Below are 14,026 nucleotides of genomic sequence, written 5' to 3'. Positions count from 1 at the left end.
AGGGTTACTGCCAGGCCGGTTTTTCATGGCGGCGACCTGTCTTTGTTGCGCTGCGCAAGATTCTCCCGGCGAGGCAGGTGAGCGTGGCGCCACGCCACGCCAGTGCTGCGGCTTTTCGCCCGGCGAACGGAATATGCGTTATCGTTACGCCTTTTTCCGGCTCGCCTGCTTGCAGGTCCGGCTGGCGATGAACAAGGCATAGATCTTGCGAGGATGGACTGGTTTTGGCGGTGGAATCCTGTATCCCAGGGGGAAGCCAGTACAAGCGCACCAATACGGTGCGACAGATAATCGAGATGAAGGGTATTACATGAAGTCACCATGGATGCGGCGCGTGGCGCTGCTCGCCTGCCTGGCCACCCTGCCGCTGGCGGCCGTGGCCGTTGACGCTGCCCCCGCGGCCGCGCCGGTCAAAACCTTGCGCTATATCCTGCCGGCCGCCGAGACGGGCTTCGATCCGGCCACCGCGCGCGACCTGTATTCGAACCACATCACGCAGGCCGTCTTCGACACCCTGTACACCTATGACTACCTGGCGCGCCCCGTCAAGGTGGTGCCCGGCGCGGCGGCCGCCATGCCGGAAGTGTCGGCCGACGGCAAGACCTATACCATCCGCCTGAAAAAAGGCATCCTGTACACGCCTGACGCCGCGTTCGGCGGCAAGCGCCGCGAACTGACGATGGCCGACTACGTGTATTCGTGGAAGCGCCTGTTCGATCCGCGCCTGGCGTCGCCGCACAGCTGGCTGTTCGAAGGCAAGGTGGTGGGGCTGGACGACTTGGCCAAGGATGCGGCCAAGTCGAACAAGCTCGATTACAGCAAGAAGGTGGCGGGACTGGAAATCCTCGACCCGTACACCCTGCGCATCTCGCTGACCAAGACCGATTTCAATTTCCCCATGATCCTCGCCTATGTGCCGACGGCCGCCGTGGCGCGCGAAGTGGTGGACAAATACGGCGACGTGAAGGGCGAAGTGGGCTCGAATCCCGTCGGCACCGGCTACTACACCCTGGGTGAATGGACGCGCGGCAACCGCATCGTCCTCAACCGTAACCCCCAGCATTTGCCCGAGACATGGAATTTCATGGCCGGCGACGACCCGGACGACCAGCGCATCGTGCGCCAGATGCAGGGCAAGCGCATTCCCGCCATCGACCGCATCGAAATTTCCGTGATGATCGAAGACCAGTCGCGCTGGCTGTCGTTCCAGAGCGGCGGCACTGACGTGTTCTGGCTCGACGGCCCGCTGGCGCCGAAAGCGCTGCTGAACGGCAAGCTGCGTCCCGAGCTGGCGGAGAAGGGTGTGCAGTTGTCGCGCCTGCTGGATCCGGAAATCAGCTATTACTACTGGAATATGGAAGACCCCACCCTGGGCGGTTTCAGCAAGGAAAAGATCGCCCTGCGCCGCGCCATTGCCATGGCGCACAATATCGATGAGGAAATCCGCATCATCTGGAATGGCCAGGCCAAACGCCTCGACTATCCGATCCCGCCCGGCGTCGTCGGCTACGACCCGCACTATAAATCCCTGCTGCAATACGATCCCGTGCTGGCCAACAAATTGCTGGATAAATTCGGCTACAAGAAGGGCGCCGACGGCTGGCGTACCTTGCCGGACGGCAAACCGCTCTTGATCCGCTACGCCTCGCGCAACGAAGCCAATGGCGTGCTGCAGGCGGAAATGTGGCGCAAGACGTACAACTCGCTGGGCATCCGCATGGAAAACGACCGCATGATCTTTTCCGACATTTTGAAGACGGAAAAGCAGTGCAAGATGCAGACGCGCACGGCGCCGTGGCTGGCCGACTATCCGGACGGCGACAATTTCATGCAGCTGTTCTACGGCCCCAACACGCACCAGAACAACAATGGCTGCTACCAGGACCCCGAGTACGATAAATGGTACGCGGCCAGCCAGGCCATGCCGGCCAGCCCCGAGCGCGACGAGCTGTTCCACAAGATGGCGCGCCGCCTGGAAGTCAATGCGGGCGCCCTGATCGGCTACGCGCGCTACCGCAACATGCTGGCGCAAAAGTCGGTGCTCGGTTACAAGAAGCACCCTATCCTGTTCCAGGAATGGGCGTATATGGATATCGACAGCACGGGCGCGCCGGTGGCGCCTGCGGCTGACTCGGCTAAAAAATAAGCGCGGCCGCTTTTAACACCATATACGACAAGGAATCATTATGTTTGCTTATATCCTGCGCCGCTTGTGGCAGATGCTGCCCACCATGCTGGGCGTGGTCCTGCTGGTGTTTATCCTGTTCAACTGGGTGGGCGGCGACCCCGCCTACATCCTGGCCGGCAAGATGTCTAGTGCGGAAAGCATCGCCAACATCCGCCGCCAGCTCGGCGTCGACCAGCCGTACTATGTACAGCTGTGGATCTTCATCAAGCAGATCATCACGTTTGATTTCGGCCAGAGCTGGGCGACCGGCGAGTCCGTGTCGCACATCATCACCTCGCGCCTGGGGCCGTCGATGATGGTGCTGATCCCGCTGACCGTGCTGGAAACGTTCTTCGGCGTGGCGCTGGCGCTGGCCATCGCGTTCGTGCGCGGTTCGCTGACGGACCGCATGGTGATGATCGCCTGCACGGTGGGCATGTCGATTTCCATCCTCGTCTACATCATCGTCTTCCAGTACGGTTTTGCTTACAAGCTGGGCCTGTTCCCCGTGCAGGGCTGGGGCGACAGCTTCTGGGAAAACCTGCTGCGCTATTCGACTCTGCCCATCCTGATCGGCCTGGCCGTGTCCATCGCACCGACCCTGCGCTTGTTCCGCACTTTCGTGCTGGACGAGGCGAACCAGGATTACGTGCGCACGGCGCGCGCCAAGGGCCTCAAGGAAGGCCGCATCATGTGGGTCCACGTGCTGCGCAATGCCGGCATTCCCATCATTACCTATGTGATGTCGAACTTGCCGGCCCTGCTGATCGGCGCTTTCCTGCTCGAGCGCTTCTTCGGCATTCCCGGCATCGGGCGTGAAGTGATTTTGGCCGTCGAGCGCAGCGATTTTCCGGTGATCAAGGCGATCACCGTGTATGTTGCCGCCGCCACCATGCTCTTCAACCTGCTCACCGACCTGCTGTACCAGGCGGTCGATCCTCGCGTACAACTGAAGTAGAAAGAGACGATGTCGAAACCTCATACATCGCCCGGCCTGTGGGCCCTGGCGTGGCGCCGTTTGCGCGGCGACAAGATTGCAATGGTATCGCTGGCCGTGGTCGGCGCATTTTTCCTGCTGGTGCTGGCGTCTGCCAGCGGCCTGGTGGCGGCGAACTGGGAAGACGAAGTGGCCGTCAGCTATGCGCCGCCCACGTTTGTCGGTGCCGACAAGGATGCGGCCGGCGCCGCCGACGGCGCCATTCCCCAGTCCGACGAGCGCAGCGCGCCGACACCCGTCAACGTGCTCGACCCGCTGGCCGACGATATCGCCGAACTGCGCGCCCAGATGGGCAGCAATCCATCTGCCGGCGTCGAGATGTACGGCGTCATCGACCCGCTGGCCGACGACTTGACGGCCTTGCGCGCGGGCATGGGCAAGACGAAAAAGCTGATCGCGCACAAGGCGGCGACCCTGCCGTTCGGCGCCGACAAGTGGGGTCACGATATCGTGCAGAAAACCATCAAGGGCGGCGAGACGTCGATCGTCGTGGGCCTCGTGGCGGCCTTGCTGGCCGTGGTGCTGGGCACGATCTTTGGCGCCGTGTCCGGCTACTTCGGCGGCATCGTCGATGATTTCTTTAACTGGTTCTACAGCATCTTCACGTCGATTCCGTCGATTTTGATGATCTTGACGGTGGCGGCCGTGCTGCAGCAGAAGGGCGTGCTGACCATCGTGCTGATCCTCGGTTTGACGGGCTGGACGGGGCCATACCGCCTGATCCGCGCCGAATACATCAAGCACAAGGCGCGCGAATACGTGATGGCGGCCGACGCCATCGGCGCCTCGCACTGGCGCAAGATGTTCTCGCACATCTTCCCGAACGTGAGCCACGTGGCGCTGGTGCAGATGTCCATTCTCGTGGTGGGCTTCATCAAGGCGGAAGTGATCCTGAGTTTCCTCGGCTTTGGCGTGCCGGTGGGCACCGTTTCGTGGGGCAGCATGCTCAACGAGGCACAAAATGAACTGATCCTGGGCAAATGGTGGCAGCTGACGGCCGCCGCCACGGCGATGGCCGTGCTGGTGACGGCGTTCTCGCTGTTTACCGATGCCTTGCGCGATGCGCTCGACCCCAAAGTGAAATAGGAGTTGCTCATGGACCAGAATAACCTGTTGGAAGTGCGCGACCTGCGCGTCACCTTCCGCCTGGACAAGAAGACCACGTTCGAAGCCGTCAAGGGCATCTCGTTCAACGTGCCGCGCAACAGCACCGTCGCCCTGGTGGGCGAGTCGGGCAGCGGCAAGTCCGTCAGCTCCCTGGCCGTGATGGGCCTGCTGCCGCCTGACAGCACCATCATCGATCCGCAATCGCGCATCCACTTCGGCGGGCGCGACCTGCTGCAACTGTCGATCGCCGAGCGCCGCACCATGTGCGGCAAGGATATCTCGATGATCTTCCAGGAGCCGATGTCGTCGCTGAACCCCGTCTTCACCGTTGGCTTCCAGATCGCCGAGGTATTGCGCCAGCACATGGGCATGAACCGCAAGCAGGCGCGCGCGCGTACCCTGGCATTGCTGGAGGAAGTGGGCATACCCGACCCCGCCACGAAGATCGACGCCTACCCGAGCCAGATGTCGGGCGGCCAGCAGCAACGCGTGATGATCGCCATGGCGATCGCCTGCGAGCCGAAACTGCTGATCGCGGACGAACCGACGACGGCGCTGGACGTGACGATCCAGAAGCAGATCATGGACCTGATCGCGGCGCTGCAAAAGAAGCACCAGATGTCCGTGCTCTTCATTACCCACGACCTGGGCCTGGTGGGGGAGATCGCCGACCAGGTGATCGTCATGCGCCACGGCGAAGTGCGCGAGACGGGCGAGGTACGGCAAGTGTTCGAAGCGCCGCAAGACAGTTACACGAAAGCGCTGCTGCATTGCCGCCCGTCGCTGGACGAGCGCCCATGGCGCTTGCCCGTCATCGCCGATTATATGGAGGGTACGGCTGGCCCCGGCGTCGAGGTGAAACAGCGCACGCGCGGCTATACGCCGGGCGACGAACCGGTGCTGGTGGTGAATAATCTCAGTAAAAGCTTTTATACGCGCGAGGGCCTGTTCGGCAAGCGCGAATTCCAGGCCGTCAAGGACGTGTCGTTCACTTTGCCGCGCGGAAAAACCCTGGGCGTGGTGGGCGAATCCGGCTCCGGCAAGACGACGGTGGGCCTGACCCTGCTGCGCCTGCACCAGGCAACTAGTGGCACGGCCATGTTCCACGGCAAGGACCTGATTGCCATGCCGAACAAAGAGTATTTGCCCTATAAACGCCGCATCCAGATCATCTTCCAGAATCCGTATGCGTCCTTGAATCCCCGCTTTACTGTGGGGCAGATTTTGCTGGAACCGATGCGCATCCACAAGATCGGCGTCGATGACAAGGAACGCATCGCCAAGGCCTACTGGCTGCTCGATAAAGTCGGCTTGCCGGAACAGGCTTTCCACCGCTATCCGCACGAGTTCTCGGGCGGCCAACGCCAGCGCATCGCCATTGCCCGTTGCCTGACCATGCAGCCGGAGATTCTGGTGTGCGACGAATCCGTGTCGGCGCTGGACGTGTCCGTGCAGGCGCAGGTGCTCAACCTGCTGCAGGATTTGCAGGATGAATTCGGCCTGTCCTACATCTTCATTTCGCACGACTTATCAGTGGTGAAATACATCGCCGACCAGGTGATGGTGATGCACAAGGGGCAAGTGGTGGAGCTGGCCGATTCGGACGAGCTGTACCGCAATCCCGTGCATCCGTACACGCGCACCCTGTTGAGCGCCATACCGAAGGGCGTGCAGTTGTAGGGGGCTTTTTACGGTAAGATAGCGGCCATGCCCAACCTTATTTATCTGCTCGAACATTACGGCGTCCTGATTGTCTTTGGCATCGTGCTGGTGGAGCAGCTCGGTCTGCCGATTCCCGCCTTTCCCATTCTCGTGGTGGCGGGGGCGCTGGCCGTCGATGGCGACATGAATGGGGGGCTGGTGCTGGCCGCCGCGCTGGGCGCCTGCCTGATCAGCGACTTCACGTGGTTCCGCGCGGGCCGCCATTTCGGCAAGCGCATCCTGCGGCTGCTGTGCCGCATCTCGCTGTCGCCCGATTACTGCGTCAGCCAGACGGAAGACAAATTCAAGCGCTGGGGCCCGAAAGCCCTGATCGTCTCCAAGTTCGTGCCGGGATTCAATACCGTGGCCGCGCCCATGTCGGGTGCGCTGGGCACGCCGCCGCGCCTGTTCTTCCTGTATGCGGGCCTGGGCGCCTTGCTGTGGAGCGGCACCGGCATCGCCGTCGGCGTGATCTTTCACGCCAGCGTGCAGCAGGTGCTGGACTTGCTCAGCACCATGGGCAGTACGGCCTTGCTGATGCTGGCCGCCTTGCTGGGCTTGTTCCTGCTGTACAAATTCCTCGAACGCCGGCGTTTCCGCCAGGCCTTGCAGATCGAGCGCATCGGCATCGATGAATTGCTTGAACTCATAGAGCAGGGCGAGGAGCCGCTGATGGTTGACGCGCGCAGTGCCACGGCGCAAGCGCTGGAACCGGCCGTGCCGGGCGCCTTGTTCTTCAATGGCAAGGAGCCGGTGCCCGCCATGATCGCCATGGACAAGGACCGCCACATCATCGTGTATTGCAGCTGCCCCAACGACGTGACGGCCGCGCAAGTGGCCAAGCTGCTGCACCAGCACGGCTTTCACAGGGCCAAGCCCCTGCATGGCGGCCTCGACGCGTGGAATGCCGCCTACCGCTCGGACCAGCCGGCACCCGCCAGCCTGCTGGGCGAAGGCTTGCCCTCCTGAGCAGTAAAAACCGGTAGTAATAATACGAAAATACTGTCGCCGGGCCACCGGGACGGCGCCGCCACGCCTGGGCCGCCCCCTACAAAGCGGCTTTGCGCAAACTGCGGCATACTCTTGTTTTTACGCGATTCCTGCTGCTATGCAGCATGATTTTGGTGCGTCTGACGAGTGTAGGTACTTACTATAAATCATTGTTTTCGAGCAACTTTGGCCTTGCCTGTTGCATTTGGAGTGGAACTACCAATAAAGGCTTGTTTTGATGTACTTAAACTACAAACTTTGCTTGCCTCCGGGCGCATTCATCCTTTAAGCTTGGCGTCCCATGCGTCCCACTTCATCATTTAAAATCATGAGCGCTTCGTCTTCTCCCGTACTGCCGACTTCCGCCTTTGCCGATGGACCGCGCCTGCTGGCCGACGTGGGCGGCACCAATGCCCGTTTCGCCCTGGAAGTGGCCGCCGGCCACATCACCCTGGTCGAAGTGCTGCCCTGTGCCGATTACCCGAGTCTGTCCGCCGCCCTGCAAGCCTACCTGGCCCTGCCGCACATCGCTGCCGCAGGCGGGCAAGCCGTGCGCCATGCCGTGATCGCCATTGCCAACCCCGTCGACGGCGACTTCCTCAGCATGACGAACCACCACTGGTCGTTCTCGATCCGCGCCATGCGCGAAGAGTGCGGCTTCACGACCCTGGACGTGGTCAACGATTTCACGGCCCTGGCGCGTTCCTTGCCGCAGCTGTCGAGCGAACAGAAGCACCAGGTGGGCGCGGGCACGGCCCGTCCGAACACGGCCATCGGCCTGATCGGCGCCGGCACGGGCCTGGGCGTGTCGGGCCTGATTCCTTCGCACGGCGGCTGGATCGCCCTGCAAAGCGAAGGCGGCCACGTCAGCTTTGCGCCGTTCAATGAAACGGAAGTGAGCATCCTGCAATTTGCCTGGCGCGAATACGAGCACGTCTCGGCAGAGCGCCTGATTTCCGGCGATGGCCTGGAACTGATCTACCGCGCCCTGGCCGACCGCGCGGGCGTGCCGGCCGAAGCGTTGCCGGCGGCGGAAATCACGCGCCGCGCGCTGGCCGGCGAATCCCAGCTGTGCGACGATGTCATCGAAGCGTTCTGCTGCATGCTCGGCACGGTGGCGGGCAACGTCGCCGTCACCTTGGGCGCGCTGGGCGGCATTTATATCGGCGGCGGCATCGTGCCACGCCTGGGGGCGCGTTTCGACCGCTCCGGTTTCCGCGCCCGCTTCGAGCGCAAGGGCCGCTTCGCCAATTACGTGTCACAAGTGCCGACCTTCGTCATCACGGCGCAGTATCCAGCTTTCCTGGGTGCATCGGCCATTCTTTCGGAGAAACTCGCCTCCCTGTGATGCGCGAGGTACGGGCGATGTGTCGCGCCAGGGCCGGGTAAAACGCGTGTTTTGCCCGGTTTTGCGCTTTTCCGCTTTTTATCAGGTACAATTGGCATCGTTGGATGAAACGACGACTGTCGCTCTCCTGTCTGGCTGGTTCGCCGCCACGGGAAAAGCAGCTGCTCCGGAGATCGTTTCATTGCTGGTTACTTAGTGAAGGTTAATTAAGGCCAGCACCATGGATGGCAGGACTTTCACTGCATCCGCTTTAATCCCGCTTTGCGCGCATCGGCCAAGGCGTCGGAAAAACAGCCTCAACTAGTAACCCAGCACGGCGTCATTATCGATGTCTGCCATCTGTTACGTTGAAATGAACGTTTTTGATTTCTTTCTCTGCATACGAATTGCAACACACATCCGCACAGAATTGCTATGAATACAATTGAGGCTAAAAAAGTCCTCGAAACCGCGTTGCTGTGCGCTCGTGAATCGCTGACGATCCACAGCCTGAAAAAGCTGTTCGTCGATGCGGACGAGAATGGTCGTGTGCGCGGTGTCGGCGTTGGCGCCGACACGATCAAGCAATTGCTGGAAGAGTTGCGCGACGAGTGGGAAGGGCGCGGCATCGAGATCGTCAGTCTGGCTTCGGGCTGGCGCTTTCAAAGTCGCCCGGAAATGAAGATGTATCTCGACCGGTTGACGCCCGAGCGGCCGCCCAAGTATTCGCGGGCGACCCTGGAAACCCTGGCCATCATCGCCTACCGCCAGCCGGTGACGCGCGGCGATATCGAGGAAATTCGCGGCGTTGCCGTCAATTCGCAGACGATCAAGATGCTGGAAGACCGTGGCTGGGTCGATGCCATCGGCTACCGCGACGTGGTGGGACGGCCGGCCTTGCTGGCCACCACCAAGCAGTTTTTGGATGATCTGGGTTTGCAATCGCTGTCCCAGCTGCCGCCTTTGCAGCAAATCAGCGAGATGCAGGGCAACGGGCTTGAAGCCCTGGAAGCGGCCCTGCAGGAAAATTTTGACAAGGCAAGCAATGAGCTTGTCCCCCAGCTTGGTGCAGGTAGCAATACGGCTGTGACAGATGTAGATGTGACAGCAAGCCTTGATGCCGGCCCCGATGCTTCGCCCATGGACGAAGCCTACACTCACGACCCTGCGCCAGAACTAACGGTTGACGCTGCGCCAGGTCAGCACAGCCAAGAAACGAAGAATGAATAATCCGAACACACCCGAGACAGTAACCGCCAGCGACGAAGCCATCGTTGCCAAGCCCAAGCGCCGCACCAAGGCCCAGATCGAAGCTGACGCGGCTGCTGCCGGCACGGCTGGCGACGCTGTCGCCGCCAAGCCGAAGCGCCGCACGAAAGCCGACGTGGCCGCCGATGCGCCCGTCGCGGAAGCTGTCGCCGCCGACGCTACGCCCGCCGCCAAGAAAACCCGCGCCAAGCCGGCCCTGAAGGCCGTGGCCGACGCCGCTGAAGCGGCTGCCGAAGCCGTCGCTGCACCTGCGCCGCGTCCGCCGCGCGCCCGCGCCGCCGCCAAGGCCGCTGCCGCCGTCGCTGAAACGGCGCCGGAAGCCGTCGCTGACAAGCCGGCCGAAGCACGCCCGACCCGCGGTCCGCGCCAGATGCGCGGCGTGCAGGCGGAGCGCGCGTTGCGCCAGCCCCCGCGCGCCGAAGCGCCGCAGGCGGCCGATGCCGTTGCCGCAGCGCCTGCCGCAGAGCAAGCTGCCGCGCCTGTCGCCGACGTGTTCGATGCCGAAGGCAACCTCGTGTCCGGCCCGCGCCTGCCGCGCGGTCCCCGCAACGACGTGCCGGGTGCCGGCAAGAATGCCGGCAAGAGCCGTAAAAAGGGCAAGGGCCGCCAGGCTGCGCCAGGCAAGCTCAGCGACGCTGATGCCGTCTTCTCGTTCGTTACTTCCGACGCCTTCGACAGTGAAGAAGGCGGCACGGGCCGTGTACAGAAAGCGGCCGTGCGCCGCGACCTGACGTCCGACGACGATGCGCCGAAGCTGCACAAGGTACTGGCCGAAGCCGGTCTCGGTTCGCGCCGCGACATGGAAGACCTGATCATTTCGGGCCGCGTGTCCGTGAATGGCGAGCCGGCTCACATCGGCCAGCGCATCTTGCCGAGCGATCATGTGCGCATCAACGGCAAGTTGATCCAGCGCCGCGTCAGCAAGAAGCCGCCGCGCGTGCTGGTCTACCACAAGCCGGCCGGCGAAATCGTCAGCCACAACGACCCGGACGGCCGTCCATCCGTCTTCGACCGCCTGCCGACCATGAAGGCGGGCAAGTGGCTGGCCGTTGGCCGCCTCGACTTCAACACGGAAGGCTTGCTGTTGTTTACCACGTCCGGTGACCTGGCCAACCGCCTGATGCACCCGCGCTACGGCATCGACCGCGAGTACGCCGTGCGTACCCTGGGCGAGCTGGAAGAGGGCATGCGCCAGAAGCTGCTGGCCGGCGTCGAGCTGGAAGACGGCCTGGCGCAGTTCTCGAAGATCGCCGATGGCGGCGGCGAAGGCATCAACAAGTGGTACCGCGTGGTGATCGGCGAAGGCCGTAACCGCGAAGTGCGCCGCATGTTCGAAGCCATCGGCCTGACCGTTTCGCGCCTGATCCGTACCCGCTACGGCGCCATGACCCTGCCGAGCGGCCTGAAACGCGGCCGCTGGGAAGAGATGGATGAAAACACCGTGCGCGACCTGCTGACCGCCTACGGCATCGAAAAGAAAATGCCGGCATCGGGCGACCCCCGTGCCGCTGGCGCCGCCAAGGGCCGCGAAGCGCGCAAGGCCAGCCGCGATGACGAGCCGAATGGCAACCGCATCGATGTGAGCAACCGCAACGCCGATCCGTTCCCTGTCGCGCCGCGCCGTGGCCAGCCGCAAGGCCAGTTTGCCCGTCCGCAAGGCCAGGGCCGCCCGGGCGGCGCCGGCCGTCCAGGCGAAGCGCGTGGTCCGGGCCGCGGCCAGCCGCAAGGTCCGTTCCAGGGCGGCCAGCCCCGTTCGTCGGCATCGTTCGAAGGCGCGCAAGGCCAAGGCCAGGGCCGTCCGCCGCGTGCGGCAGGCCAGGGACGTCCGGCCGGTGGTGGCGAAGGCCGCGCGCCGCAGCGCGGTCCGCGCCAGCCCGATCCGCTGCAAACGGCCTTCGGCTTCGCCAACACGGGTCCGCGCCGCAATGCCGGCGGTGGTGCCGGTGGGCAAGCACGTTCCGGCGGCCAGCCGCGCGGCGGCATGGATCGCGGCGGCATGGATGGCATGCCGCGCCGCCGCAGCAAAGGTTAATCGGGAAGAGTTTCTTCTTGCGCGCCCGCCGATCTGCCGCGGGTGCGCGCTCTTGTAACTGTTGTAAGCCGGGCCGCTCCTCGTGTGCGGCATTGCGGCGAAGTTAATAAGAGGTTATAATCTGCAGCCTAATAAAAGTTCTCCGCAGGGTTGTTTGGTGGGGAGTGCTTTCATCTGGTTGGGAAAATACAAGAAGATGGGCAGATGCCCATTTTTTTTTTGTTGAACCGTTTGTAATGGCTCCGCAAGGGGCCATATATGACTTGAATGCGTGTTTTTGCATGTTGTCGGCGCTTATTGCGGCGCTGTCATGCCGAAAACGGGCCTTATTTCTGGAGAATTTCTTGCAGCAGTTGGGATTAATTGAAAAGACAGTTACAGGTCTGGGCTATGAGCTCGTTGATGTCGAACGTGCCGAGCGCGGGCTGCTGCGCGTCTTTATTGATTTCAGCGCCGCCGATGCCGCTGAAAAAGGTCCGATCACGGTCGAAGACTGTGCCACGGTCAGTCACCAGTTATCGCATGTGTTGACGGTAGAGAACGTTCCTTACGAGCGTCTCGAGATTTCTTCCCCGGGTCTCGATCGTCCGGTGCGCAAGCTGGAAGACTTCGTCCGTTTCGCAGGCCAGGAAATCATCGTCAAGCTGATGGTGGCGATGCCGGGTACGAACAACCGGAAATCGTTCCAGGGGATCTTGCAAGAACCCGTGGGCGATAAATTGTCGTTGGAATTTGAAGGTAAGGATGGTCCGGCGATGTTGGAGTTTACGCTCGCCGATGTGGATAAGGCACGCTTGGTGCCGCAGGTGGTTTTTAAGGGACGCAAAGCATGAGCCGCGAAGTTTTATTATTGGTTGACGCGCTGGCGCGCGAAAAAAACGTCGATAAAGATGTCGTCTTCGGCGCCCTCGAATTCGCGTTGGCGCAAGCCACGAAGAAACGGTATGAGGGTGAAGTAGACATCCGCGTTTCGATCGACCGCGAAACGGGCGAATTCGAATCGTTCCGCCGCTGGCACGTCGTGCCCGATGAAGCGGGCCTGCAATTGCCGGATCAGGAGATCCTGCATTTCGAGGCAAAAGAACAGATTCCCGATATCGAAGTCGATGACCATATCGAAGAACCGATCGAATCCGTTGAATTCGGCCGCCGTTTCGCCCAGGATACCAAACAGGTGGTCCTGCAGCGCGTGCGTGACGCCGAACGTGAACAGATCCTGGTCGACTTCCTGGAGCGCGGCGATTCGCTCGTCACCGGCACCATCAAGCGCATGGAACGCGGCGACGCCATCGTCGAATCGGGCAAGATCGAAGCACGTCTGCCACGCGACCAGATGATCCCGAAAGAGAATCTGCGTATCGGCGACCGTGTGCGTGCTTTCATCTTGCGCATCGACCGCAATATGCGCGGCCCGCAAGTGATCCTGTCGCGCACCGCGCCGGAATTCATCATGAAGCTGTTCGAGCTGGAAGTGCCGGAAATCGAGCAAGGCATGCTGGAAATTAAATCCGCAGCCCGCGATGCCGGCGTGCGCGCCAAGATCGCCGTCTACACGGCCGACAAGCGCATCGACCCGATCGGTACTTGCGTCGGCATGCGCGGTTCGCGCGTGCAGGCCGTGACCGGCGAGTTGGGCGGCGAACGCGTCGACATCGTGCTGTGGTCGGAAGATCCGGCGCAGTTCGTCATCGGCGCCCTGGCGCCGGCGAACGTGTCGTCGATCATGGTCGATGAAGAAAAACACGCGATGGATGTCGTCGTGGACGAAGAAAACCTGGCAATCGCGATCGGCCGTTCCGGCCAGAACGTGCGCCTGGCCTCGGACCTGACCGGCTGGAAGATCAACATCATGACGGCCGAAGAATCGGCCGACAAAGCTGCCCAGGAAACGGCTGCCGTGCGCATCCTGTTCATGGAAAAGCTCGATGTCGACCAGGAAGTGGCCGATATTCTGGTGGAAGAAGGTTTCGCCAGTCTGGAAGAAATCGCTTACGTGCCAATTTCCGAAATGCTGGAAATCGAATCGTTTGACGAAGATACCGTCAATGAACTCCGTACCCGTGCGCGTGATGCGCTCGTGACCGAAGCGATCGCTTCGGAAGAGGGTCTGGAAGGCATGGACGAGGCGTTGGTGAATCTGGAAGGCATGGATCGCATCACCGCCGGCAAGCTGGGTCTGGCTGGTATCAAGACCGTAGAAGCATTTGCAGCACTGGCATACGACGAATTTGGCGCAATCCTGGCCTTGTCTGCGGACCGTGCGCGTGAACTGATTACAAGTGAATTTAAAGATGTGACCGACGATGAGATGAAGTTGGTTGACTCGAAATACGACGATCGTGCCAAGGCGTTGCAAGCCAAGGCATGGAGTCTGGCCGAATCCGCAAAGGCTTAATTTGAGTATCTTTATCATCTCCGCGACACATAGAAAAGAGG

General features: G+C 61.8%; 10 protein-coding genes. All 10 read left to right on the top strand.

Annotated elements, in window-relative coordinates; all coding sequences use genetic code 11:
• Window positions 1-310: 310 nt before the first annotated feature.
• Entirely contained in the window at window positions 311-2,146 is a 1,836-nt protein-coding gene (locus AC1Q6X_RS09085; protein WP_070291152.1) for an ABC transporter substrate-binding protein, read from the top strand.
• A gap of 40 nt (window positions 2,147-2,186) precedes the next feature.
• Window positions 2,187-3,125, top strand: coding sequence for an ABC transporter permease (locus AC1Q6X_RS09080; RefSeq protein ID WP_492496523.1), 939 nt, complete (start codon window positions 2,187-2,189; stop codon window positions 3,123-3,125).
• Between the two features lie 9 nt (window positions 3,126-3,134).
• A complete protein-coding gene (locus AC1Q6X_RS09075) occupies window positions 3,135-4,250 on the top strand; it encodes an ABC transporter permease (protein WP_230503515.1) in 1,116 nt (371 codons plus the stop codon).
• 9 nt (window positions 4,251-4,259) lie between these two features.
• Complete coding sequence (locus AC1Q6X_RS09070; protein WP_492496521.1) at window positions 4,260-5,951, top strand: ABC transporter ATP-binding protein; 1,692 nt, start codon at window positions 4,260-4,262, stop codon at window positions 5,949-5,951.
• A gap of 27 nt (window positions 5,952-5,978) precedes the next feature.
• Window positions 5,979-6,941, top strand: a complete 963-nt coding sequence (locus AC1Q6X_RS09065) for a VTT domain-containing protein (protein ID WP_070219237.1) — start codon at window positions 5,979-5,981, stop codon at window positions 6,939-6,941.
• Window positions 6,942-7,290: 349 nt separating this feature from the next.
• Window positions 7,291-8,310 carry a glucokinase gene (locus AC1Q6X_RS09060; RefSeq protein WP_070219236.1) on the top strand — a complete coding sequence of 340 codons (1,020 nt, stop codon included), beginning with the start codon at window positions 7,291-7,293 and terminating at the stop codon, window positions 8,308-8,310.
• Window positions 8,311-8,724: 414 nt separating this feature from the next.
• Window positions 8,725-9,519: an SMC-Scp complex subunit ScpB gene (gene scpB / locus AC1Q6X_RS09055; protein WP_070219235.1), complete on the top strand. Its 795-nt coding sequence runs from the start codon at window positions 8,725-8,727 to the stop codon at window positions 9,517-9,519.
• Window positions 9,512-11,590 carry a 23S rRNA pseudouridine(2605) synthase RluB gene (gene rluB, locus AC1Q6X_RS09050; protein WP_492496518.1) on the top strand — a complete coding sequence of 693 codons (2,079 nt, stop codon included), beginning with the start codon at window positions 9,512-9,514 and terminating at the stop codon, window positions 11,588-11,590. Before scpB ends, rluB begins: the two co-directional genes overlap by 8 nt.
• A 344-nt stretch (window positions 11,591-11,934) precedes the next feature.
• Window positions 11,935-12,423 carry a ribosome maturation factor RimP gene (gene rimP / locus AC1Q6X_RS09045; protein ID WP_035828693.1) on the top strand — a complete coding sequence of 163 codons (489 nt, stop codon included), beginning with the start codon at window positions 11,935-11,937 and terminating at the stop codon, window positions 12,421-12,423.
• Entirely contained in the window at window positions 12,420-13,985 is a 1,566-nt protein-coding gene (gene nusA / locus AC1Q6X_RS09040; RefSeq protein WP_492496516.1) for a transcription termination factor NusA, read from the top strand. The genes rimP and nusA overlap by 4 nt, the downstream gene beginning before the upstream one ends.
• The last annotated feature ends 41 nt before the right edge of the window (window positions 13,986-14,026 follow it).

Source organism: Janthinobacterium sp. GW823-FHT06H09, from assembly GCF_058794735.1.
This window is presented reverse-complemented; position numbering and strand designations above follow the sequence as displayed.

Coding starts and splice junctions, on each gene's coding strand:
- AC1Q6X_RS09085 (WP_070291152.1), top strand. CDS start 311: ATGAAGTCACCATGGATGCGGCGCGTGGCGCTGCTCGCCTGCCTGGCC.
- AC1Q6X_RS09080 (WP_492496523.1), top strand. CDS start 2,187: ATGTTTGCTTATATCCTGCGCCGCTTGTGGCAGATGCTGCCCACCATG.
- AC1Q6X_RS09075 (WP_230503515.1), top strand. CDS start 3,135: ATGTCGAAACCTCATACATCGCCCGGCCTGTGGGCCCTGGCGTGGCGC.
- AC1Q6X_RS09070 (WP_492496521.1), top strand. CDS start 4,260: ATGGACCAGAATAACCTGTTGGAAGTGCGCGACCTGCGCGTCACCTTC.
- AC1Q6X_RS09065 (WP_070219237.1), top strand. CDS start 5,979: ATGCCCAACCTTATTTATCTGCTCGAACATTACGGCGTCCTGATTGTC.
- AC1Q6X_RS09060 (WP_070219236.1), top strand. CDS start 7,291: ATGAGCGCTTCGTCTTCTCCCGTACTGCCGACTTCCGCCTTTGCCGAT.
- scpB (WP_070219235.1), top strand. CDS start 8,725: ATGAATACAATTGAGGCTAAAAAAGTCCTCGAAACCGCGTTGCTGTGC.
- rluB (WP_492496518.1), top strand. CDS start 9,512: ATGAATAATCCGAACACACCCGAGACAGTAACCGCCAGCGACGAAGCC.
- nusA (WP_492496516.1), top strand. CDS start 12,420: ATGAGCCGCGAAGTTTTATTATTGGTTGACGCGCTGGCGCGCGAAAAA.